Annotated in this window: 19 protein-coding genes; 9 read left to right on the top strand and 10 right to left on the bottom strand. The window is 64.1% G+C overall.

What is annotated here, in order from left to right:
* Positions 1-121: 121 nt before the first annotated feature.
* Positions 122-1,564: a sugar porter family MFS transporter gene (locus M1L53_RS29650; RefSeq protein WP_003942633.1), complete on the bottom strand. Its 1,443-nt coding sequence runs from the start codon at positions 1,562-1,564 to the stop codon at positions 122-124.
* Positions 1,565-1,914: 350 nt separating this feature from the next.
* Positions 1,915-2,931: an iron-siderophore ABC transporter substrate-binding protein gene (locus tag M1L53_RS29645; RefSeq protein ID WP_054188508.1), complete on the bottom strand. Its 1,017-nt coding sequence runs from the start codon at positions 2,929-2,931 to the stop codon at positions 1,915-1,917.
* A 124-nt stretch (positions 2,932-3,055) separates the two neighbouring features.
* Between M1L53_RS29645 and M1L53_RS29640 the strand changes: the two genes are divergently transcribed.
* Both M1L53_RS29640 and M1L53_RS29635 read left to right on the top strand, forming a co-directional pair.
* A complete protein-coding gene (locus M1L53_RS29640; protein ID WP_003942617.1) occupies positions 3,056-3,607 on the top strand; it encodes a TetR/AcrR family transcriptional regulator in 552 nt (183 codons plus the stop codon).
* 102 nt (positions 3,608-3,709) lie between these two features.
* Positions 3,710-5,281 (top strand): GMC oxidoreductase, encoded by a 1,572-nt coding sequence (locus M1L53_RS29635; RefSeq protein WP_083471239.1) that lies wholly within the window; start codon positions 3,710-3,712, stop codon positions 5,279-5,281.
* 65 nt (positions 5,282-5,346) lie between these two features.
* Here the strand turns inward: M1L53_RS29635 and M1L53_RS29630 are convergent, their stop codons facing one another.
* From M1L53_RS29630 to M1L53_RS29610, 5 genes are all read right to left on the bottom strand, one after another.
* Complete coding sequence (locus M1L53_RS29630; RefSeq protein WP_007732875.1) at positions 5,347-7,452, bottom strand: 3-hydroxyacyl-CoA dehydrogenase NAD-binding domain-containing protein; 2,106 nt, start codon at positions 7,450-7,452, stop codon at positions 5,347-5,349.
* The gene (locus M1L53_RS29625; protein ID WP_003942598.1) at positions 7,453-8,673 is read right to left on the bottom strand and encodes a thiolase family protein; all 1,221 of its coding nucleotides are present in this window, start codon (positions 8,671-8,673) and stop codon (positions 7,453-7,455) included. It lies immediately after the preceding gene.
* Positions 8,674-8,834: 161 nt separating this feature from the next.
* Positions 8,835-10,124: a ribonuclease D gene (locus M1L53_RS29620; RefSeq protein WP_054188507.1), complete on the bottom strand. Its 1,290-nt coding sequence runs from the start codon at positions 10,122-10,124 to the stop codon at positions 8,835-8,837.
* 11 nt (positions 10,125-10,135) lie between these two features.
* The gene (locus M1L53_RS29615) at positions 10,136-11,542 is read right to left on the bottom strand and encodes a wax ester/triacylglycerol synthase family O-acyltransferase (protein WP_003942594.1); all 1,407 of its coding nucleotides are present in this window, start codon (positions 11,540-11,542) and stop codon (positions 10,136-10,138) included.
* A 60-nt stretch (positions 11,543-11,602) separates the two neighbouring features.
* On the bottom strand, positions 11,603-12,193 hold the full coding sequence (locus M1L53_RS29610; protein ID WP_003942604.1) for a DUF3000 domain-containing protein: 591 nt from the start codon (positions 12,191-12,193) through the stop codon (positions 11,603-11,605).
* 168 nt (positions 12,194-12,361) lie between these two features.
* On the opposite strand from M1L53_RS29610, the gene hemE reads away from it, so the two are divergent.
* The 7 genes from hemE (at position 12,362) to M1L53_RS29575 (ending at position 19,628) form a co-directional block, all read left to right on the top strand.
* A complete protein-coding gene (gene hemE / locus M1L53_RS29605; protein ID WP_030536874.1) occupies positions 12,362-13,459 on the top strand; it encodes a uroporphyrinogen decarboxylase in 1,098 nt (365 codons plus the stop codon).
* On the top strand, positions 13,456-14,817 hold the full coding sequence (locus M1L53_RS29600) for a protoporphyrinogen oxidase (RefSeq protein ID WP_007732889.1): 1,362 nt from the start codon (positions 13,456-13,458) through the stop codon (positions 14,815-14,817). Before hemE ends, M1L53_RS29600 begins: the two co-directional genes overlap by 4 nt.
* Before the next feature lie 4 nt (positions 14,818-14,821).
* Entirely contained in the window at positions 14,822-15,517 is a 696-nt protein-coding gene (gene hemQ / locus M1L53_RS29595) for a hydrogen peroxide-dependent heme synthase (RefSeq protein ID WP_054188506.1), read from the top strand.
* A gap of 54 nt (positions 15,518-15,571) precedes the next feature.
* Positions 15,572-17,848 (top strand): molybdopterin guanine dinucleotide-containing S/N-oxide reductase, encoded by a 2,277-nt coding sequence (locus M1L53_RS29590; RefSeq protein ID WP_054188505.1) that lies wholly within the window; start codon positions 15,572-15,574, stop codon positions 17,846-17,848.
* An 82-nt stretch (positions 17,849-17,930) separates the two neighbouring features.
* Complete coding sequence (locus M1L53_RS29585; RefSeq protein ID WP_223304570.1) at positions 17,931-18,404, top strand: YbaB/EbfC family nucleoid-associated protein; 474 nt, start codon at positions 17,931-17,933, stop codon at positions 18,402-18,404.
* A complete protein-coding gene (locus M1L53_RS29580) occupies positions 18,397-18,708 on the top strand; it encodes a hypothetical protein (RefSeq protein ID WP_003942588.1) in 312 nt (103 codons plus the stop codon). Before M1L53_RS29585 ends, M1L53_RS29580 begins: the two co-directional genes overlap by 8 nt.
* Positions 18,708-19,628: a hypothetical protein gene (locus tag M1L53_RS29575; RefSeq protein ID WP_007732900.1), complete on the top strand. Its 921-nt coding sequence runs from the start codon at positions 18,708-18,710 to the stop codon at positions 19,626-19,628. Before M1L53_RS29580 ends, M1L53_RS29575 begins: the two co-directional genes overlap by 1 nt.
* A 54-nt stretch (positions 19,629-19,682) precedes the next feature.
* On the opposite strand, the gene msrB is transcribed toward M1L53_RS29575, so the two are convergent.
* From msrB to M1L53_RS29560, 3 genes are read right to left on the bottom strand one after another with little or no spacing between them, the layout of a single operon-like run.
* Positions 19,683-20,114 carry a peptide-methionine (R)-S-oxide reductase MsrB gene (gene msrB, locus M1L53_RS29570; protein WP_003942631.1) on the bottom strand — a complete coding sequence of 144 codons (432 nt, stop codon included), beginning with the start codon at positions 20,112-20,114 and terminating at the stop codon, positions 19,683-19,685.
* A 9-nt stretch (positions 20,115-20,123) separates the two neighbouring features.
* A complete protein-coding gene (locus M1L53_RS29565) occupies positions 20,124-21,407 on the bottom strand; it encodes a glycosyltransferase family 87 protein (RefSeq protein WP_007732903.1) in 1,284 nt (427 codons plus the stop codon).
* Positions 21,408-21,467: 60 nt separating this feature from the next.
* Positions 21,468-23,021 (bottom strand): alpha/beta hydrolase, encoded by a 1,554-nt coding sequence (locus M1L53_RS29560; RefSeq protein ID WP_054188504.1) that lies wholly within the window; start codon positions 23,019-23,021, stop codon positions 21,468-21,470.
* Between the last annotated feature and the right edge of the window lie 6 nt (positions 23,022-23,027).

Genomic DNA, 23,027 nt, shown 5'->3' with positions numbered 1-23,027 from the left:
GGTTGGCGCCGGGGCTTGCCCGCCCCGGGCCTCGTTACTCAAACAATAAATACACACTCGGGGGGGGCCGCCCAACACCCCGGCCCCCCCCCGCTTTTCAGTGTGAAACCGTGAGATCTCGCTACTGGACGGATTCGAGTGTGCTGCCTCGCGTTTCCTTCACGAATCGCAGGACGACGAACAGTGACAACGCTGCCATGACGGCGTAGCCGGCGTAGGTGTACGACAGATTCCAATCGGCCAGTGCCGGGAACGTCCAGGACACCAGGAAGTTCGCGACCCAGTTGGTGGCGGTCGCAATTCCGACTGCTGCAGCACGCACGCGGTTGGGGAACATTTCGGAGATCAACACCCAGACGACCGGGCCCCAGGACAAGGCGAAGAAGAACACGAATGCGTTCGCCCCGATAAGAGCGATAGTGGCATTGGCTCCGGTCAGCGTGGCCACGGATTCGCCGATCTCGTTCTTGGTCACTGTTGCCGAATGGAAACAGAACGCTGCGGTGCCCAGTGAGATGGCCATACCGGCGGAACCGACCAGCAACAACGGCTTTCGACCGACCCGGTCGATGACGGCGATGGCGACGAACGTACCGACGATGTTGACCAAGGCGCTCACGACGCTGATCAGCAGGGACCGGTCGGCGCCGAATCCGACCGCCTGCCAGAGGGTGCTCGAGTAGTAGAAGATCACGTTGATACCGACCAACTGCTGCAATGCGGCGAGTGCAATACCGACCCACACCAAATGGGAGACCCCGAGCCGCTTCGAGAAGAGTTGGCGGACTGTGGTCTTGGCTTGCTTCTCCGTCAGAGATTCGCGGATCTCGTTCATGCGTTCGGTGACGGCGTCGTGATCTCCACCTTCGAGATCGGAGATGATCTTGCGAGCACGATCGTCCTTGCCCTGCGCCACGAGGAACCGTGGAGATTCGGGAATCGTGGTTGTCATGATCAGGTACAGGACTGCGGGAACCGCCTCGAGCATCAGCATCCACTGCCAGGCTTCGAGGCCTGCGATCTGATTGCGATCACCACCGGCCGCGGCCTGGAGGGCGTAATTGACCAACTGCGACACGGCGATACCGAGAACGATCGCCAGTTGGTACATCGAGCCGAGACGTCCGCGAATCGCGGCGGGGGAGATCTCCGCGATGTAGGCCGGGGCGATGACTGACGCGAAACCCACTGCCAGGCCGCCGACCACGCGCCAGAACGTGAGGTCGTAGACGCTGAACGGAATTGCGGAGCCTACGGCGCCGATGATGAACAACACCGCGGCTATCTGCATGACGCGGATGCGGCCGAGTCGGTCGGCGAGTGTGCCTGCGATCCAGGCGCCGAGTGCTGCGCCGAGCAGAGTCAGTGAGACCGTGAGCCCGGTGCCCGAGGCGCCGATGTCGTACTTGTCTCGGATCGCACCGACCGCCCCGTTGATGACGGCGGTGTCGTATCCGAACAGAAAACCGCCGAGCGCGGCGGCGCCGGCGAAGAGCACTGCATGTCCGACGTCGGCGCGAGTAGCGCCTGATCCTCCGCCGGAGGCGGTTCCGCTGAATGCCATTCCTGCCCCCTCAAAGGCCCTACGGTCGACACCCCGATGCGCCGATCCATCCGCGAGCACTCTGCACGCTACGCCCACCCGGGCAGATTTGGCGGGGACTCACGCGCCGTTACCCAGCTGAGTCCATTCCCGCAGCGAATCAGCTGGAAACAGTGATGTCGTATTGATTGCAGTTATTATGCAAACAATATGGTAAGTGCAGGTGAGGGCGCTTTACTCGCCCGAGAGACGCTCGGCTTTTGCTGCGATGTCTTCGAGATCCTTCGCCATGAATTTCCGGGTCACCCGCCTCTCCGGCGAGCCGTTCGATACGGATCACGCCGGAGAGGGTTGTCGGGAAAATCTCGTTTCTAGGCCGAGGCGCGCTTTGCGGCTTCGCTCAACGTCGGTGTGATCTGGCCGAGGACCCACGGCGTGCTCAGGACGTTGACGTTGCTCAGTCCGCCGATGACCCGGGTGTCGCTGAGGAATGCGGTGGATCCACGCTTGACCGCGCCGAGTCCACCGACTGCGGGTATGCCGGACGGATCACCGGAGCCGTCGGTGAAGCCGACGATCACATCGGCGTCGATGTCGGCGATGTTCTCGTAGGAGATCGTCTTGAAGAACGATCCACCTGCATTTTCCGCGGCTAGCTTCTCGACGCCCGGTGCGTTGACGAACCCGAGTTCGGTCAGCACCTGGACCCGCGGATCAGTGGGCAGATAGACGTTGATGTTGCTCGAATCGGTGTCGAAGTTGACCACTGCCAATGTCTTTCCGGCGAACTCCGGGTGGGCTGTGGCGGTATCGGCGAGAGTCGCGTCGAGGCCGTCGACGAGCTTGTCGGCCTCTTCGCTCTTGCCGACTGCCTTGCCGACGATGCGGGTCTGGTCCTGCCAGGATGTCTGCCAGGCCGCGCCGGGGTAGGCGGCCGTCGGTGCGATCTTGCTCAGTTGGTTGTAGACGGATTCCTCGAAGCCCTCGTACGGCGCGAGGATGACGTCGGGGGTCAACGACGCGATGGACTCGATCGGCGGTTCTCCGCTGGCCGGCATGTCGAAGAGCGTTGTCTTGTCCGCGTCGAAGTAGTCCTGCGCCCAGGGCATGACGCCGTTGTCGTCCGCGCCGTAGGTGTACTTGGGCTGTCCGACCGGAGTCAGATCGAGTGCGTACAGGATGTCCTGCGCGTTCCATCCGAGGGTGACGAGGCGCTCGGGCTTCGAGTCGATGGTCGTGGTGCCGAAGGTGTTCTCGATGCTGACGGGGAATCCGCCCGTACCTTGGGATGGCGTGGATGTGCCTGAATCCGAGGAGCACGAGACAAGTGCGGTGACCGCGATTGCAGCCGCACCGAGGGCAGTGAAGCCCCGAACAGAAGTTTTCATGAAGGGCAGCCTAACCTACTGAATTTCGGCAGCCAAACGAAACCGATTGTGCCGTTTATGCAGGTGGGAGTCGGATCTGGACCGCGTTTCTCAGTGCACCGTTTCGGTGGGCAATACTTTCCTCGTGCGATCACAGCAGAAGATTCTCGGCGCCGCCCTCGGACTGATCGAAGGTGGCGGATTCGAGGCTGTGAACATTGCCGCAGTTGCCACCGCGGCCGGTGTCTCGCGCCAGACGGTGTACTCGATTTTCGGCACACGTGAGGAGGTCGTCTCCCAGGCGATGGGCGGTCTCGCTGTCGAGGTTCTCGGGGAGATCACGGCACAGGTGGAGTCGGTCGACACGGCGTGTGATTACGTCGTCGAATTCATCGTTGCCGCGCGAACTGCCGTGCGTGCTCACCCGGTGCTCGCGACTCTGCTCCTCGCCGAGCGGGGAAACCCTGTCTTCGATCTCGAAATGATGAGTCGAGCAATACCTTTCGCTGGTCAGATGCTCACCCCTATGGTCGAACGTGGCCTCGCCACCGAGGCGGAGTTGGATGAGATAGTGGAAATTGCCGTCCGACTGGGGCTTTCGGTTGTTGCATTCGACAGTGACCTCGTACATTCCGACGACTCCTTACGGGCCTTTCTCTCGAGGTGGCTCGGGCCCGCAATCCGGTCGACCTCGTAGTTCCTTGCCTGCTCCGCCAAAACCTTGACACTCGAGCGTCAGAGTGTCTAGTTTTGGCGTGCCCGGAATTCTCTGGCGACATTCTTCGAGGGAGCACCAGTCATGTCCGGAGTGAAACGTAGATCGTTCTTGGCCGGTACGGCCGCCGTGGGAGTCGCGATGATGGCGCCACGCACTGCCAGGGCTGCAACAGGGATTCCGCTGACACGTGAAGTGCACCGTGTCGTGGTTATCGGATCGGGGTTCGGCGGCGGGGTGACGGCACTTCGCCTGGCCGAGGCGGGGGTTCCGGTCACTTTGCTGGAGAGAGGGATTCGGTGGCAGACCGGGCCGAATGCCGAAACTTTCCCGCACCCCGCCAGCCCGGACAAGCGCATCCTCTGGCATCAGTCCAACCCGACTCTGTTCGGCAGGCCGGCGATCTTCGAGCCATACGCGGGTTTGTTGGAGACGGTGACCGGTGAGAACATGACCGCGATCTGCGCAGCCGGTGTGGGCGGCGGATCGCTTGTGTACCAAGGGATGACGCTGCAACCGGAAGAAGCGGTCTTCAACACGCACTTTCCGGAGGAGCTCGATTACGCACGAATGGGCCGCGTCCATTACCCGCGGGTGGCGCGGATGCTGCAAGTGGAAACTGCACCAGACGAACTGATTTCCAGCCCGAACTACGAGGCGGCACGTGTATTCGCGCGTAACGCAACGCGTTCCGGTCTACCCGTGTCGAAGATTCCGATGCCGATCGACTGGAACTTCGCGTTGGCCGAACTGAGGGGTGAGATGAAGCCGTCTTACACCAACGGTGACGGCGCGCTCGGTGTCAACAACGGTGGCAAACATTCGGTGGATGTCACCTACATTGCGGCTGCGGAAGCGACCGGATTGGTGAATGTGGAGACTCTGCACCAGGTCACCGATGTCGAGCGGTCCGCCGACGGACGGTGGCGCGTGTACGTGGACCGGACCGACATTTCCGGCAAGATTCTCGAGAACAAGATCTTGACGACGGATGCGCTCGTCATGGCTGCCGGCAGCATGAACACCACCAAACTCCTGGTCCGCGCCGCGGCAACGGGGCGGATCACGGATCTGCCGGACGAGCTCGGCGCAGGGTGGGGGACCAATGCCGATCGGATCTACATCTGGTCGGATCTCGCCGAGAATTTCGGCGCGACGCAGGGCGGGCCGGTCGTCTACGGCAGCCGGAACTGGGACGACCCGCATAACGCGTTCACCGTCATTCAGGCGTCGTTCCCGCCCGTTGCGTTCGACGCTCACAGCACGGTGATGGTCGGATTCGGTGTGAGCCGCGACCGAGGTCGGTTCGTGTACGACTCGGCGCGGGGTGAGGCGGTGCTCCGTTGGCCGAGTGATGGCGACTCTGCGATCCAGCAAGGCCACATCGGACCTGCGGCCCAGCAGATCGCGGCAGGAGGACTGCTCACCGATACGAACGCGATACTGCCGTCCACGTGGCATCCCCTCGGCGGTGCCTGCATGAACTCGGTGTGCGATCTTGATGGGCGGGTTCTGGGCCAGCGGGGGTTGTACGTGCTCGACGGCGCTCTGCTGCCGGGAAACTCCGCTGCGTGCAATCCGTCGATGACTATCGCCGCCGTCGCGGAGCGTGCGCTCGCGAACATCGTGAAAGACGATGTGGGAACCCTATTCTGAGCCTGCAGAACGCCACGGACGGCGTACCCGAGGGCACGCCGTCCGTGACGGGTCGATCGACTGACTCAGACGCTGGCAACACCAGGCGCGAGGAAGCGCTTGCCGTTGACGGCCTCGGAGGTGCCGGTGCGGTCCAGGTACGGCGTGATGCCGCCGTTCCAGAATCCGAATCCGCCGCCGAGCAGCAGGCAGAGGTCGATGTCCTCGGCTGCCGCTACGACGCCCTCGTCGAGCATGATCTGAATTTCCTCGGCAAATGCACGACGTGTGCGCTCGAGGACCTCTTCCGAGGTGGACACCTTGTCACCCTGCGGCCACAGTGCGGCGACCTCGGGGTCGACGGCCTGACCGTTCTCGCCCCAGGTCCACACGCCGGGCTTGCGGGCCTCGACGAGTGCTTCGAGTCCGGGTGAGCTCTTGAACCGGTCCGGGTACGACTCCTGCAGGGTCTCACCGGTGTGCAGTGCCACTGCGGGTCCGACGAGGGCCAGCAAGGTGAACGGCGACATGGGCATGCCGAGTTCGGCGATGGCATTGTCTGCGACGTCGAAGGGGGTGCCTTCGTCGACGGCGGACATGACCTCACCCAAGGTGCGGGTGACGAGGCGGTTGAAGACGAAGCCGGCCTTGTCGCCGCAGAGGACGGCGGACTTCTTCAGCGACTTCGCGGTGGCGAAAGCCGTTGCGAGAGTGGCATCATCGGTCTTGCTGCCCTTGATGATCTCGAGGAGGGGAAGAACGGCCACCGGGTTGAAGAAGTGGAAGCCGACCACACGCTCGGGATGTTCGAGGCCGGACGCCATCTCCGTGATGGAGAGCGAAGACGTGTTGGTGGCGAGGATGGTTTCGGGAGCGATGAACTGCTCGAGTTCCGCGAAGACCTTCTTCTTGACGTCCATGTTCTCGAAGACGGCTTCGATGACGAAGTCGGTCTTGGCGAACGCGGCCTTGTCGAGGGAGCCGGAGACGAGCGCCTTGAGGCGGTTCGCAGCGTCGGGGGACAGGCGTCCCTTGCCCTGGAGCTTCTCGATTTCGGTGTGGACGTAGCCGACACCCTTGTCGATGCGTTCCTGGTCGATGTCGGTCAGGATGACCGGCACCTTGAGCTGGCGGACGAAGAGCAGCGCGAGCTGGCTGGCCATGAGGCCGGCGCCGACGATGCCGACGCCGCTGACCTTACGAGCGAGCGAGCGGTCGGGTGCTCCGGCGGGACGCTTGGCGCGCTTGTTCACCAGATCGAAGGCGTACAGACCCGCGCGGAGTTCGTCCGTCAGGAGGAGGTCGGCAAGAGCCTCGTCCTCGGCCGCGAAGCCCTTGTCGAGCGAGGCGGCATCGGTGATGTCGGTGCTGCGAGCCAGTTCGAGCAACTCGACGGCCTTGACGGCGCCGGGAGCGTTGCCCTTGGTCTTGCCGTCGACGATCGCCTTCGCACGAGCGATCGCGTCGTCCCAGCCCTGGCCACGATCGATCTCGGGGCGAGCGGGTGTCACTGTGCCGGCGAGGACCTGCGACGCCCAGGCGAGGGACTGCTCGATGAAGTCGGCGGAGTCGAGAACGACGTCGACGACGCCGAGTTCGAGTGCCTTCTTGGGGGAGAGCACCTTGTTCTGGTTCAGCGAGTTCTCGATAACCACGGTGACGGCGTTCGACGGGCCGACGAGGTTGGGGAGCAACTGCGTTCCGCCCCAACCGGGGACCAGACCGAGGAATGCTTCCGGAAGACCCAGTGCGCCCGCATTGGCGGCAACCGTGCGGTAGTGGCTGTGCAGTCCGACCTCGAGGCCGCCGCCCAGAGCGACACCGTTGATGAAGGCGAACGTGGGAACGGACGACTCACGCAGGCGTCGGAACACCTTGTGACCCAAGCGGCCCAGCTCGAGTCCCTGCTCACGAGAGGTGATCGCGGGAACACCCTTGAGATCCGCGCCGGCGGCGAAGATGAACGGCTTGCCGGTGACGGCGATGGCAACCGGGTTGGCGGCAAAGGCTTCGTCGAGGGCGGCGTCGAATGCTGCGAGTCCGCCGGGACCGAAGGACGACGGCTTGGTGTGGTCGAAGCCGTTGTCGAGGGTGATCAGTGCAAACGGGCCCTCGATGCCGGGGACCGAGATGATCTTCGTGTAGGCGTTCGTCACGACCTCGTCGGCGAATGCTGTTGCAATATCAGACATTTAGTTAACTCCTGCCTGGTAGTCAGCGTGGTTCGGGTTCTCCCAGATGACGGTGCCGCCCATGCCGAGGCCGATGCACATGGTGGTCAAGCCGTAGCGCACGTCGGGACGCGTCGCGAACTGGCGGGAGAGCTGCGTCATCAGGCGAACGCCCGAGGAAGCGAGGGGGTGGCCACACGCGATGGCGCCGCCCCACTGGTTGACGCGCGGGTCGTCGTCGGCGATTCCGTAGTGCTCGAGGAACGCGAGGACCTGAACGGCGAACGCCTCGTTGATCTCGAAGAGTCCGATGTCCTCGATCTTGAGGCCGGTGCGTGCCAGCAGCTTCTCAGTGGCGGGAACCGGGCCGATGCCCATGACGGCGGGGTCGACGCCCTGGTAGGCGAAGCCCACCATGCGCATGCCGACCGGCAGGCCGAGCTCGGCTGCGGTGTCCTCACCGGCGAGCAGTGCTGCGGTGGCACCGTCGTTGAGTCCGGCTGCGTTACCGGCGGTGATGCGTCCGGCCGGGCGGAACGGCGTCTTGAGCTTCGCGAGATCTTCGACGGTGGTTCCGGGGCGCGGCGGCTCGTCTTCGGTGGCCAGACCCCAGCCCGCGGAACTGCGGGTGGCGACGGGGACCAGGGTGTCGGCGATGAAGCCGGCCTTCTTGGCAGCGTCGTACTTGTTCTGGCTGTTGACGGCGTAGGCGTCCGTGCGGTCCTTGGTGATGGTCGGGAACCGGTCGTGCAGGTTCTCGGCGGTGTTACCCATCACGAGGGCGCTCGGGTCGACCAGGCGGTCGGCGAGGAAACGCGGGTTGGGGTCTGCGCCCTCACCCATCGGGTGGTGACCCATGTGCTCGACGCCACCGGCGATCACGACGTCGTACTGGCCGAAGCCGATGCCCGACGCGGTGGTGGTGACGGCGGTCATCGCGCCGGCACACATGCGGTCGATGGCGAATCCGGGAACGGTTTCGGGGAGACCGGCGAGGATCGCAGCGGTGCGGCCGATGGTCAGGCCCTGGTCACCGGTCTGCGTGGTGGCTGCGACAGCAACTTCGTCGATCCGTGCGGGATCGAGCTGCGGGTTACGGCGAAGCAGCTCACGAATCGCCTTGACGACGAGATCGTCTGCGCGCGTGTCGGCGTACATGCCTTTCGGGCCGGCCTTGCCGAACGGGGTGCGAATGCCGTCGACGAAGACGACGTTGCGTTGGTTGTTTGTGGATGGAGCCACGCGAATTCCTCCTGATGGAGCTGCCCACCGCACCGAAGGGCGGTGAGACGTTGGTTCGGCGATCACGGCCAGGCGTCCGGCCTCGTATCGAGCGTACTACTGCCCATTACTGACCGGTAACTTAACGTGCCGAATTGCTCCAACCTCACACCGGGGTCAGGTCAGGATTCCGGCTCTTCCACTTCGGGCTCGGCCGGGACCACGGAGTTCAGTGCCTCGGCGAGGACGGGAACGGTCAAAGTGCGTTGCCAGCCACGTGCGCCACCGGAAGTGAGCTTGGTCTCGATCGCACTCTCGACTTCGGCGATGTCCGAGTCGGGTTCCAGTTTCCAGTCCCAGCACAGGCGCCTGACCAGGTCGGGTTGGAGCAAATTCTCCACGGGCACCGAAACCTCTTTGCTCAGGTCCGACAGTGCTGCGCGCGCCGCGGTCAACCGATCAGCCGCCGCTGGATCCTGGCGGGCCCAGCGGCCGGCAGCGGGCGGCCCGACGATGGGCGGGGTTTTCGGCGGAAGCTCGCTGTCGGGGAGCCTGCGCGCGGCTTCCAGTGCGTCCATCCAAATACGCGAATACCGGCGTTGACGTGGTCCGCCGAAGACGGGAAGCGAGCGGAGCGCATCCAGCGACCGAGGATCTTTGAGAGCGGCATCGATGATCGCGGAGTCAGGAAGAACCCGACTCGGAGACACGTCGCGCTTGCGTGCGAGATCCTCGCGCGCCTGCCACAGCGCCCGTACCGCCGCCAACTGACGGGTGGTCTTGAGTGAGGTGATGTGCGACGTACGACGCCAGCGGTCCGGTTTGGGCTTGGGCGGGCCGGCCAGACGGATGTACTCGAACTCTTCCTTCGCCCAATCGAGTTTGCCTTGGGATTCGAGTTCGGATTCCATTGCGTCGCGCAGTTCGAGAAGCACTTCGACGTCGAGGGCGGCGTAGTTCAACCAGGCGTCCGGCAGCGGACGTGTCGACCAGTCCGCAGCCCCGTGACCCTTGCGAAGTTCCACTCGCAGGGTTCGTTCCACGATCGCGGCGAGTCCGACTCGCTCGAACCCGGCCATTCGTCCGGCCAGTTCGGTGTCGAACAGCTCGGCCGGCGTCAGGCCCAGTTCGGCGAGGCCGGGGAGATCCTGATCGGCAGAGTGCAGCACCCATTGCAACGGGTTGATCACCTCGGCCAACGGCTGCAGGTCTTGCGCTGTCGGAATCGGGTCGAGAAGGAACGATCCTGCTCCTTCGCGGCGAAGCTGGATCAGGTACGCCCGTGCCGAATAGCGGAATCCGGATGCGCGCTCGGCGTCCACGGCGAGCGGGCCGTGGCCGGAGGCCAGCGCGGCCGCGGCGTCGGCGACACCGGCGGCAGTGGTGATGACGTCCGGAACTCCGTCACGCGGAACGAGCAGCGGAACTACGTCGGAGGTGGGCTCGGTTGCATCATCGGTGACTTCGGACATGGTCACTGACTCTACGTCGCAGTCGGGGCCGGGGTTGTCACCTCAGCGTCGAACAGTTCGTCGAGTGCGGCTCCGAAACCTTGCGCGAGCTGGTCCAATTCGGGTGCCAGATCGGAGCAACTGACGATGCCGACGTCGAGTTTTCCGTCGAGAGACATCACCGTCACGTTGAGACCTGCTCCGTGAAAGATCGGGCCGAGCGGGAACATTCCCTTGATCTGGGCACCGAGGAAGTAGAGCGGGACCGGCGGTCCAGGCACATTCGACACGACCAGGTTGGACACGACGGGGTGACGCTCGGCGAGTTTGAGCGACGAGTACACGCGCATGGCGGCGCCGAACACCGCCGGCGAAGCGAACTGCGACCAGTCCTGGAGCATGTTCGCGCCCAGAGCCTCGTTGTGATTCTTCGAGGTGGCGTTGTAATCGCTGATCGCGTGCAGGCGTTCGACCGGATCGGCGATCTGGGTGCCGAGTTGCGTGAACATGCCCGAGATCTGGTTCGTGCCCGGACGATCGGATTTGCCGTGGACCGACACCGGCACCATGGCGACGAGGGAATCCTCCGGCAGCTCGTCCCGGTCCTCCAGATACTTACGCAGTGCCCCGGCGCAGAGCGCGAGAACCACGTCGTTGACCTTGACCCCGTGACGGTCCTTGACGGCTTTGACCTTCGCGAGATCGAGTTGGCTGAACGCGACGTTGCGATGACCGGTGATCGCGCCGTTGAACGAGGTCCGCGGCGCGGTGAACGGAGCAGGCATCGCTTCACCCTTTCGTGCACGCGTCACCCACTTCGGGAGCATGGCGATTCCGCCGGGGACCAGACGGGCAATTCTTGCGGGTCGGGCGATGACGGCCATGAGTCCGCCGATGGCGATGTCCAGCGTTCCCGCGTCGCCCGCACCCTGTGCGGTGGGATCCACGAGCGCCGGTGAATCCGGTTCGAGACTGCACAGCTGAGCCAGGATGTTCGCGCCGGTGACACCGTCGGCAGCGCTGTGATGGATCTTCGACATGACGGCGATCTGTCCGTCGGCAAGTCCCTCGATGACCCACATCTCCCACAGCGGTCGGGAACGATCCAGCGGTTGGCTCGCGATGTGTCCGGCGAGCTCTGCCAGTTCCGCGTGTGTGCCGGGAGCAGGTACCGCGGTCCGGTGGCAGTGCCGCTCGATGTCGAAATCGTGATCGTCGACCCACACGGGGTAGTCGAGATTGAGACGGGAATCTTTGAGTTTGCGCCGGAAGGTCGGCATGGTGGCCATCCGCGAGTCCAACTCGCGAAGCAGCTTCCGGTAGTCGTAGCCGCCCGGGATGGTCGTGGGGTCGAGCAGGACAAGTCCACAAACGTGCAATAGCTGGGTCGGTGTTTCCAAGTAGAGGAAGGTCGCGTCGAGTCCGCTGAGACGTTGCATGACTCATTCTAGAACAGGTTCTAGTATTTTTCCGGGGGAATGCTCAAACGAATAGCAGAGTCAGTCGTTCTGCCGCGACAGCGTGGTTATCCCGGCAGGCGGAAGCCCCGCCGCGTACGCGAGAACCTCGCAGAAAGCCTCGACGTGGTGAGCCAATTCGGACGAAGTTGCAGTCCAGGACGCTCGCAACTCCAGTTGATGGGCTCGCGGAGGCCCGGCGATGTCGCCGTACCGCACGGAAGTTGTGGCTGTGACCGTACCGCCCAGGGCCACAAAAGGTTCCGGTCCGGCCTCCAAAGCGTCCACCAGCCAACTCCAGGCTACTTCGGGAAGTAGTGGATCCGCGGCGACGGCTTCGTCGAGATCGGCCTGGATGTACGCCACCAACCGCATGGTGCCGTTCCACGCCTCGTCGCCGTCCGGATCGAACAACAGGATCAGGCGGCCGAAAGCGTCACCTTCGGACTGCTCGGCCACGACGTCGGAGTCCGGGTGGAGAACCTCAGCCCCCACCGCGTGGCTGTACGGAGCGAGACGCTGCGGCGGGCGGATGGGACCGACCTCTATCTCGGGCCGAACCCGCGCAGCGGTCATCGCCTCCACGGCGGCACGGAACTCGGCCGGGTCGGCTGTCGATCCGGATGTCGTCACAGGTCAGGACGTTAGTCGGGGATGCGGGCGGGGAGGTGGAGGCGCGCCGACCGAGTGTGGCTCGGGTGTGTGGCCGCTCACGAACCGCTCGGGTGTCCGATCCCGAGTGTGGGACGTGGCAGCATTGAGTCGATCGAAGACACACGTTGGCGGAGAGCGCGAGGACTGATGAGCGGGTTGGACAACATGAATTCAGGCATTACCGGGTCGGCGGAGTACAGCGCTCGGCGAGTCTTGCCCGACGCACCGTTGCTTGCCGCGGCGACCGGACGCACTCCGAGTCGACGGCCGGTGTGGTTCATGCGTCAGGCCGGGCGTTCGTTGCCGGAGTACCGCGAGATCCGCGCCGGGATCGGCATGTTGGAATCTTGTTTCGATCCGGCGCTGGTCTGTGAGATCACGATGCAGCCGGTGCGCCGTCACGACGTGGACGCGGCAATCCTGTTCTCGGACATCGTCGTTCCACTCAAAGCCGCGGGAATTGATCTCGACATCGTTGCCGGCGTCGGACCGGTGGTCGCCAATCCGATTCGCTCCATCGCCGACGTTGCAGCACTCCCGCGACTGGTCCCCGAAGAGGTAGGCGCAATCGCACAGGCCGTTCGGCTTCTCACCACCGAGTTGGGCTCCACGCCGCTGATCGGCTTTGCCGGAGCGCCGTTCACTCTGGCGTCGTATCTGGTCGAAGGTGGTCCGAGCCGGAACCACGAGAAGACCAAAGCGCTCATGCACTCCGATCCGAAGACCTGGCACGCGTTGCTCGGAAGTTTGGCCGACACCACGATCTGCTTCCTGCAGGCGCAGCTCAAGGCGGGCGTCGACGCGGTCCAGCTGTTCGACTCGTGGGCCGGCGCGCTCTCGCTGGCCGATTATCGGGAATTTGTCCTGCCGCATTCCGAGCGAGTGTTCGCCGAGGTTGCCGCTGCCGGCGTCCCGCGTATCCACTTCGGTGTCGGCACCGGTGAACTTCTCGGCGCGATGGGGGAGGCAGGCGCCGACGTCGTGGGTGTCGACTGGCGGATTCCGCTCGACGTCGCGGCTGGTCGTGTCGGTCCGGGTAAGGCGCTGCAGGGCAATCTCGATCCCGCCGTACTGTTCGCGGGCCCCGAGGTGATCGATCGTGAGGTGCGCCGGATCGCCGCCGAAGGGGACCGCGCGATCGAGGCCGGTGCCATCGGCCACATCTTCAACCTCGGCCACGGAGTTCTTCCCGACACCGATCCCACGGCGATCACCTCGGCGGTGGAGCTGGTGCACTCGCTGTGACAACGACTCGGCCGTCGGTCGCGGTGATCGGAGGAGGAATCTCCGGTCTGGTTGCCGCGTACCGGCTTCGGCGCAGTCTGGGCTCCGAAGCCGACATCACGATCGTCGACGACTCACCGCGACTGGGCGGGAAGCTGCGAACGATTGATCTGGGCGGTGGCCCGATCGACATCGGTGCCGAGGCTTTCATCGCCCGTCGGCCGGAAGTTCCTGCGCTTCTCGCCGAGCTGGGACTGACCGATCAGATCGTCTATCCCGCGGGCCTGAGTCCGTTGATCTGGTCTCAGGGCTCACTGAATCGGTTGCCGACCGGAACCCTGATGGGAATCCCGGCTTCGGCGGAGTCGGTTCGAGATCTTGTCGACGAGCAGACCCTGGCGCGCATAGCGGCCGAGGCCGGCGTCCCGCTGGAGTGGACCCGCGGTTCCGATTGCAGTGTTGCCGAACTGGTTTCGCAGCGATTCGGTGATCAGGTGGTCAGCCGATCGGTGGATCCGCTTCTCGGTGGGGTGTACTCGGGGCTGGCGGAGACCATCGGCGTGCGTGCAGCTTTGCCGACACTCGCTGCGGCCCTCGATGCGGGCTCTCGGAGCCTCACGGATGCAGTCGCAGCCGCATTGCCGACGCCTGCACCGGGGCCGGTGTTCGGAGCGCTCAGAGACGGGTACGGCATCCTGCTCGATGCGCTGCAGCAGGCCGCCGACGCGACCTTCGTCCGTGGCGAGGCTTCTGGGTTGCGCAGCGACGGGGCTGGTTGGAACGTCGATCCGCTCGGAAGCGTCGACGCGGTGATTCTGGCCGTCCCGGCGCCGCGCGCGGCGGCGCTGTTGGCCGGAGTCGATGCGGATGTTGCGAGTACCGTCGCTCGGATCGAACTGGCGTCGTCCGCGGTGGTGGCGCTCCGGTTGTCCGGGCAGGTCGAACTTCCGCAGAATTCAGGGATCCTGGTAGCCACCGACGCCGACCTGACCGCCAAGGCGTTCACGCTGTCGAGCCGAAAGTGGACACACCTCGCTGATCGCGGTGAGCACCTCGTTCGGGTGTCGTTCGGTCGATTCGGTGCATCGGAGATCGTCGACCGGCCGGATGGTGAGTTGATCGACTTCGCGCGCGCCGATCTCGAGACCGTGACCGGAATCACCGAGGAGCCAGGCGCGACCTTCGTACAGCGGTGGCACGGAGGTCTTCCCCAATACGCCCCAGGTCACACGGAAATCGTGGCTGAAATCGAGTCCGGGATGACGCAGTTCGACGGCCTCGCCCTGGCCGGGTCGTGGCTGCACGGCGTCGGGGTTCCGGCGTGTGTCGCAGTCGGCACGACGGCGGCTACACGGATATTCGAGCGAGTGGCACGATAGACCCATGGCACGCCTTGATTTCGACAAACTGAACTCTGAAATCCGTTACCTCATGTTCTCCGTGTTCCAGGTGGAACCCGGTGTGCTGGGCGATGATCGGGAAGCTGCGGTCAAGGACGCCCGCTTGTTCTTCGAGGGTCTCGAAGACAAGGGCGTCGTGGTTCGCGGGATCTACGACGTCGCCGGCCTGCGCGCCGACGCGGACTTCATGATCTGGACCCACGCGGCCAGCATCGAGGAACTGCAGGCCGCGTACGCGGATTTTCGTCGCACCACCGTCCTCGGACAGGCCAGTGCTCCCATCTGGAGCAACTCGGCGGTGCACCGCCCCGCGGAGTTCAACAAGAGCCACGTGCCCTCGTTCATCGCGGGTGAGGAACCGGGCGACTACATCTGCGTTTACCCGTTCGTCCGCTCGTACGAGTGGTACCTGCTCCCCGACGAGGAGCGTCGTAAGATGCTCGCCGATCACGGTATGGCTGCTCGCTCGTACAAGGACGTTCGCGCCAACACGGTCCCGGCCTTCGCTCTGGGGGACTACGAGTGGATTCTCGCGTTCGAAGCACCCGAGCTCATTCGTATCGTCGATCTGATGCGCGATCTGCGTGCCACCGAGGCTCGCTTGCACGTTCGCGAAGAGGTGCCGTTCTTCACCGGCCCGCGCGTGGACATCGAGAAGCTGGTCCTTTCCCTTCCCTGATCTGCTTCGAAAGTGGTTCCTGTGACAACTGCACCGAACCGGCGTCGTCAACACATGTCCCATTGGGGAATGTTCACCGCCGAATCGGTCGCCGGTGAGGTGACCGCCGTGCATCCGTACGAGGGTGATGCGAATCCTTCGCCGATGCTCGGGAACCTCGCCGGTTCGGTGCGCAGTCGGGCTCGTGTTTCGGGCCCGGCGGTGCGTCGGGGTTGGCTCGAGAACGGGCCGGGTCCCAGCGACCGACGTGGAGCCGACGAATTCGTCTCGGTCTCCTGGGACGAACTGACCGAACTCCTCTCGCGTGAACTGCGTCGCGTGGTCGACGCGCACGGAAACAACGCGATCTTCGGCGGCTCGTACGGCTGGGCCAGCGCCGGCCGATTCCATCACGCGCAGAGCCAAGTTCACCGATTTCTGAATCAGCTGGGTGGATACACCAAGTCAGTTCACAGCTACTCGCTCGGTGCCACCGGTGTCATCATGCCGCGTGTGGTCGGAACGCACTGGAAGTTGTTCGCGCGCTCCACGTCGTGGGATGTCATCGCGAAGCACTCCGATCTCCTCGTCTCGTTCGGGGGAGTGCCGATCAAGAACACCGGAGTCAATGCCGGTGGTACGAGCGATCATCCGACGCGCGGGGCGCTCGACGCGTTTCGTGCCCGCGGCGGAAAGATCGTCTCCTTCAGTCCGTTGCGTGACGACGTCGAGGGTGACTGCGAGTGGATCGCACCCGTTCCGGGAACCGACGTTGCAATCATGCTTGCCCTGGCGTTTGTCCTGGCGTCGGAGGACCTGCACGATCGCGATTTCCTGGGCCGTTTCTGCGTCGGTTACGAACGCTTCGAGGATTACCTGCTCGGACGTTCCGACGGTGTACAGAAGGATCCGCGCTGGGCGCAGAAGATCTCCGGTGTGTCGGCGGAGTTCATCACCGACCTGGCTCGGAGAATGGCGTCTGGCCGGACGCTGGTGACCGTCACGTGGTCGTTGCAACGCATCAAACACGGTGAACAGGCACCGTGGATGGGCGTGACACTCGCAGCGATGCTCGGCCAATTCGGGCTTCCGGGTGGAGGTTTCGGGCACGGCTACGGTTCGATGAACGAGCCGGGTCTGGCTCCGGTGCCGTATCCCTTGCCGACCTTCTCGCAAGGTGTGAATCCGGTGACGGATTTCATTCCGGTAGCCGCGATTTCCGACCTGCTGCTTTCGCCCGGGGAGGAGTTCGATTACGACGGCCGACGCTTGACCTATCCCGACATCCGGTTGGTCTACTGGGCCGGTGGCAATCCGTTTCACCACCATCAGGATCTCCCGAGGCTGCGACGGGCATTTGCGCGTCCGGACACGATCGTCGTTCACGATCCGTACTGGACGCCGATGGCCCGCAACGCCGACATCGTGGTCCCGTCGACCACCTCGCTCGAACGAAATGACCTGAGCTGCACTCGAAACGACCCGCTTCTGGTCGCGATGCAGCAGGTCGTTCCACCTTTCGAGAACTCGCGTGACGACTACGACACGTTTGCCGCTCTGGCTTCTGCGCTCGGATTCGGGGAACAGTTCACAGAGGGGCGATCCTCACAGGAGTGGATCGAGCATCTCTACGCTCAATGGCGGCCGTTCGTCGATGCAGACGGCGGCAACACACCGACGTTCGAGGACTTCTGGGCAGAAGGGCACTACCGGATGCGAACCGAAGACAACCTCGTGCTCTTCGGTGACTTCCGTGAGAATCCCGAGAAATATCCGCTCTCGACTCCGAGTGGGAAGATCGAGATCTTCTCCGAGACCATCGAGTCCTTCGGCTACGACGACTGCGCCGGCCATCCGCGCTGGTACGAGCCCGACGAGTGGCTGGGTGGACCGCGAGCCTCGCAATTCCCGCTTCACTTGATCGCCAATCAGCCCAAGACGCGTCTGCACAGCCAACTCGATCACGGCGCTGCGAGCCAGGCGTCGAAGATTCAGGGACGCGAGCCGATTCGTATGCACCCCGATGCAGCGGCCGCGCGCGGCGTCTCGGCAGGAGACGTGGTGCGGGTGTTCAACGATCGCGGAGCGTGCCTTGCTGGTGTGATCGTCGACTCGGACTTGCGGAGCGACGTCGTCCAACTTTCCACCGGTGCCTGGTACGACCCGCTCGATCCTGCAGATCCCGACTCTCTGTGCGTGCACGGCAATCCCAACGTTCTGACACCGGACATCGGTACGTCGTCACTCTCGCACGGGTGCACCGGCCAGCACGTTCTGGTGCAGATCGAGAAATTCGACGGGGCCCTGCCGCCGGTCAAGGCGTTCGATCCGCCCGTGCTTCGTTCACGCTGACGGAACCGATCGGCCACCTCTCGCGTCGAACCTCGTGAGCGCCTGAATCAGGTGTCACGATCTATCGAAGGTGGGGGCCATCGTGAGTGCAGCGGATGTTGGTTCGATGCGGGGGCAAGTCGAAGTACTTCGGGCCCAGATCGATTCGATGCAGCACGTTCTGTTGGAGCGGACTCGATCGCTGGCGGACTTGCAGGAGAGGATCGCTCGAGCGACGGCGAGCGCGCGTTCGAGTGACGGCAGCGTGGAAATCGTCGTCGACGCCTCGGGGGCGGTGGTGGGAGTCGATCTCTCGGGGAGTTCTTACGCCAAGCATTCGCCGGCAGCGTTGGGGAATCTGATCCTGGCTACGGCCGCGTCTGCGGCAGAAGACATACGCCGACAGGTTGCCGAGATGACGAAGCCGCTCACGGAGGCGGCCGGAATCGACTTGCCGGACCTGGTTCCGGGCGTGCTCGGATTGCGCGAGATTCTCGAACCTCGTCCGAGCTCCACACCGGCTTCCTGCGACGAGAACTGGGACCGCACCGTTCTGAGGAGCTCCGGCAATGTCTGAACTGGGCGTGAATGTGGCCGCGATGAAAAGTGCTGCACCAGCCTTCGCGGTGGTCGCTGCCGATCTCGACGAGGCGCGGAGCGCTCTCGACGCAGTGGTCGCCGCCGAAGAGGGTTGCTGGGGCACTGACCAGTTCGGATCCGCATTCTCAGGCGCATATGTTCCCGGTGCTGAGTCAGCGGTCGGTGGGATGACGCTGGTCGCGGGCGCGCTGCGCGAATTGACCGCCACGCTGATCGAGATCACCGATCGTTTCGAATCGATCGACACCTCGCTTGCCGACGACATGGCGGGTGGGCTCTGATGGGACTCGAGATTCCAGGCTGGTTACAGGCGGTTGCGTCGGTCGCGGTGGGCAGTGACTGGCCGCAAGGAGACGAAACGGCACTGTGGAGGTTGGGTGATGCCTGGTCAGGCGCGGCTGATCGGATCGAGGCTTCGGCCGCTGCCGGTGGTTACGGATTGCAGGCAGTACTTGCATCGATCGACGGTCGAGCCGGCGACTCGTTGTCTCGGTATTGGTCCGAGGCCGGGGGAGTTGCGGAGGTCTTCGAGCGGTTGTCCTCTGCCGCGGCCGAACTGGGTCAGTCATGCACCGATACCGGCACGGACATCGAGTACACCAAACTGTCGATCCTCGCGGCGCTGGGCGCACTGGCGCTCGAGATTGCCGCCATGGTGGCGGCTGCTGTCCCGACACTGGGTGTCAGTACCGCCGGGGTCGTGGCGGCTGAGGTCGCAACAACACTCACGGTCCGAATGTTGTTGCAGCAATTGTTGATACGAGTGATCGAGGCTGCGGCAGTGGAAGCTGCCGCTGCCGTCTTCTCCGGCCTCGCCATTCAACTCGGGCAGATGACGATGGATCATCGCCAGTCGATCGACGGTGGCAAGGTCGTGACCGAGGGGCGCGACGGTTTCATCAAGGGACTTGCGAACGGAGGGTTGAAGACGACGCCGGATCGTGTCGGCCCTGACCCGAACCCGCTTCCGACCGGTTCGAGGTTGCAGGAGATCGCGCGAGGTGCCTTCGACGACGCGGTCTCGGGAGCGTCCGCTGCGATCGTGACGAAGGAAGTCACGGGCGGCGACGCCGCGTTGACGGACATCACTTCCGGCGCGATCGGTGGCGGGATCGGTTCCGTCAAAGACGGACTTGTCGCTCGCAACGAGGACCTGAATGCGGCCGGTCTGAGCCCGACTGCGCTGAACTGGGACTTCTGAGTGGAAAGTCTCGAATCGTGGGCTACCAGTGATACGGGGTAGCCCACGACCTGGCTACTGAGCGGGCTTGAGGACCAGCGAGATCGAGTTGATGCAGTACCGCTGATCGGTCGGCGTCGGGTATCCCTCGCCCTCGAAGACGTGACCGAGGTGGCTGTGGCACTTCTTGCAGATGACCTCGACGCGGCGCATCCCGAGTGAGCTGTCTTCTTTCAGGATCACGGCATCCGAATCCGCCGGATCGAAGAAGGACGGCCACCCGCAGTGCGATTCGAACTTCTCGGTGCTGCGGAACAGTTCGGCTCCGCAGGCCCGGCAGGAGTAGACACCTTCCGTGGTGGTGTCGGTGTACTCGCCGACGAAGGGGCGTTCGGTGCCGGCTTGGCGCAGGACGGCGAACTCCTCCGGCGTCAGTTTTTCGCGCCACTCGCTCTCGGTGTACGTGACCTCAGGTGTGCTGTCGATGCCATCGTGTGAAGAACTCATGCCTCCACGCTAATGCTTTGTCGCCGTTTCGGCTTCGTCGGCAGGTGAGACGGTATCGAGTGGGGGATCGAGGAGGTACGCGGGATCGATTCCCCGATCCAAGCGGCCCTCTCGACGCGCGACCAGATACCGGTATCCGAGGACACAGAAGATCACGATCAGCAGAAGGCTCCAGCCGAGGGTGCTCTTGGTGTATTCGGCCGCCCGGCCGAAGGTCGGCCAGCGGTTCGACCACCAGCTGTCGAACGTCATGAAGCCGTAGACGGCGAGCCAGGCCGGCCAGTTCCGCATGACCGAGTTCTTGAGCACCACGGACATCAGGAGCGGGAGCAGCATCATCGAGTAGTACATCTGGCCGAGCGAGGGCAGCAGGAACGACGCGGTCATGATCACACCGGTCGCGGTGGTGAGGAAGAACAGTTCGTCGTTGCGGTAGTAGCGGTACAGAAGCCACAGAGAAACGACGACCATGGCGGCCAACACGACGCGCAAGAGCAGGATCAACCATTCGGGCAGACCGAAGTAAGCGCCGTTTCCGACAATCGAACTGTTGAAGTAGTCACGAGATTCGAGCAGGTACGGCACGGTGCGGCGGACGAAGTCCATCGGATCCGACGCCAGCGGCCATGCCACGACCGTGAGAATGAACGGGATGCCCAGGGCGGTGACGAACACCTTCCACTGACCGCGAACGAGTGGCAGCAGGAGCAGCGGCGCGAGAGTGGGTTTCACTGCGATGGTGAGACCGATCGCGGCGCCGGCCCACAGGTCCTTCTTGCGCATCAGCAACAGGAGGAAGGCAACTTCGCCGAGCAGGACGAGGCCGTTGATGTTGGTGAACACCAACGTGTTGGTGACCGTCTCCGACATGAACGCGCCGAGCACCAGAATCGGCGCCGCGATGGAACTGATCGTCAGGTCGAACAAGCGCAACAGCAGGTAGAGAGCCACGAGAATGGCGACGGCATTGACACCGATGAACAGCCACCGTGAGCGCTCGGGATCGAGGATCGCCAGGGGGGCCATCAACAAGGAACCCGATGGTGGGTACAGGTAATGGGGGTCTACGGAGTTGAAATCTGCGGTGTAGACGTCGCGCCCGTTCCAGAACGCCAGCGCGGCGTTGTAGACCGGTCGGAAGTCATCGGTGATGGCGCCGTTGACTGCTGTGACGATGACACGATTGAGCACTGTCATCACGGCGATCGGCCACAAAACGAAGTTGACGACTTGTTGGGTTGTCCGCCCGGTACGCGGCTCGAGCTGTCGAAGGAACACTTCGGCACGGTACACCGGAGCAGGGTGTGATCGGGGGATGCACCCCTTTTCGGTCGTGGTGGACGAGCGCCCGAGTCAGGCCGGGCACACGCTTCCGTTACTGGGCAGGGAGGCGTCGCTGAGGTAGAGGCGCATCGCCTGTTGAGCGCAGGTGGATTGTGCCGCGGGGTGACCCGCACCTTGCCAGTCCAGAGTTGCGAAGCGCGATCCTGCATTGGTCACGACGCCGGTGACGGTCGAGAGTCCGGAGTTCCCGACGGCCGGGTCACCCTGACCGCTCAGCACGAGGACTGGGGGCTTCAACTGATTCGGCAGGGGGGAGTTGGCGGTCGACGGCCAGCTGGCGCACGCCAGCAACCCGAGCGCGGCTTCTCGCCCGAACACCGGATAGTTGGTGCCCCAGGTGTCCGCAAGCTCGCGCGCACGCCCGATGCCCGGCCATTGCATGCCGTCGGTGCACCGTCCGATGAACTGGCCGTCGCCGTCCACCTCGTTCTCCGCCCGGGCGGCGCGCTCTCGAATCGGCGAAGCGTTGCCGGTACCGAGCGCGGACAGAGCGTCGGACAGTGAGCGGGTCTCCTGCTCACGGTTGGTTCCGGCAGTCCACAGGCTGGCCGAAATCGCGTTCGACACCGCAGCGGCGGACAGCGGCTGGAATTCATCGGCGCGAGCGCGCTCCATCAAGTCCGTGACCGATTTCTTCGGATCAGGTCCGAGCGAGCACCCCAGCGCCACACATCGCTGAGCGAATGCCGCCAATGCCGCTTCCTCGCCCTGCACGCGGCTTTCGGCCTCGGTCGCAGCGTCGGTGGCCACCGGAGCGGGAGAATCGAGGATCAATCTCGCGAGGTTGTTCGGGTGGGCTGCCGCATAGCTCAGCGCGATGTCCGAGCCGGACCCTGCAGACCACAGAGCGATGGTCTCGACGCCCCACCGTGTACGTAGAGCGTCGATGTCCTCGGCTGCGGAGTCGGCGCCGAACTTCAGTTCTTGAGGGTCGAGGTAGTCCGTGCAGGCAATGGTGGCGTCGTGACCGAGAGCCGCGACCGCATCGGCGGCGTCACCGGTGGAATCCGCGTCGAACTGGCCCAGATCGTGAAGGCCACGCCGAATTTCCGGCGTCATGCAGTCGATTGCGGTGGACCTGTCGATTCCGCGTCGATCGAGGGCAACCACGGGATGTTCGGTGAGAACCGTGTTCAAGCCGGATGCGGCGAGCATGGCCAGAGAGTTTCCCGACGAACGATCGGTGCCCGATGTGAACACGATCGGATACGCGTCGGCAGGCGTCGACGAGGTCCGAGCGCGGGTCAAGCCGGCAGTGAAGTTGCCGTCGATGGCGCCGGTCACGTCGATGGGGGCATTGAATTCCGCGCATTCGAGAATGACGCCGGCGCTCGACGCCGCGAGAGCCTGGTCGGCGAGTGACGTGCCGGTGCAGTCTCGCCACGGTATGTCATCGGTCGGGACGCCAGGGTCAACCGGCGGCGCATCGGGCGACGGTCCCTCGCTCTGGGCAGGGCTGCCGTCGGTGCGGCCTTCGACCGCGACGGCGGGCCGAAGCGACGGACCGGCGCCGCACGCACAACACGTCGCGAGGACGACGGCCATCAAAGCAACTCTGCGCATGCCGAC

It is taken from the genome of Rhodococcus sp. T9N (assembly GCF_024436645.1).
Classification (GTDB): Bacteria; Actinomycetota; Actinomycetes; order Mycobacteriales; family Mycobacteriaceae; genus Rhodococcus_F; species Rhodococcus_F qingshengii.
Note: the sequence above shows the minus strand (reverse complement) of the source record. Positions and strands in the feature narration are given on the sequence as shown.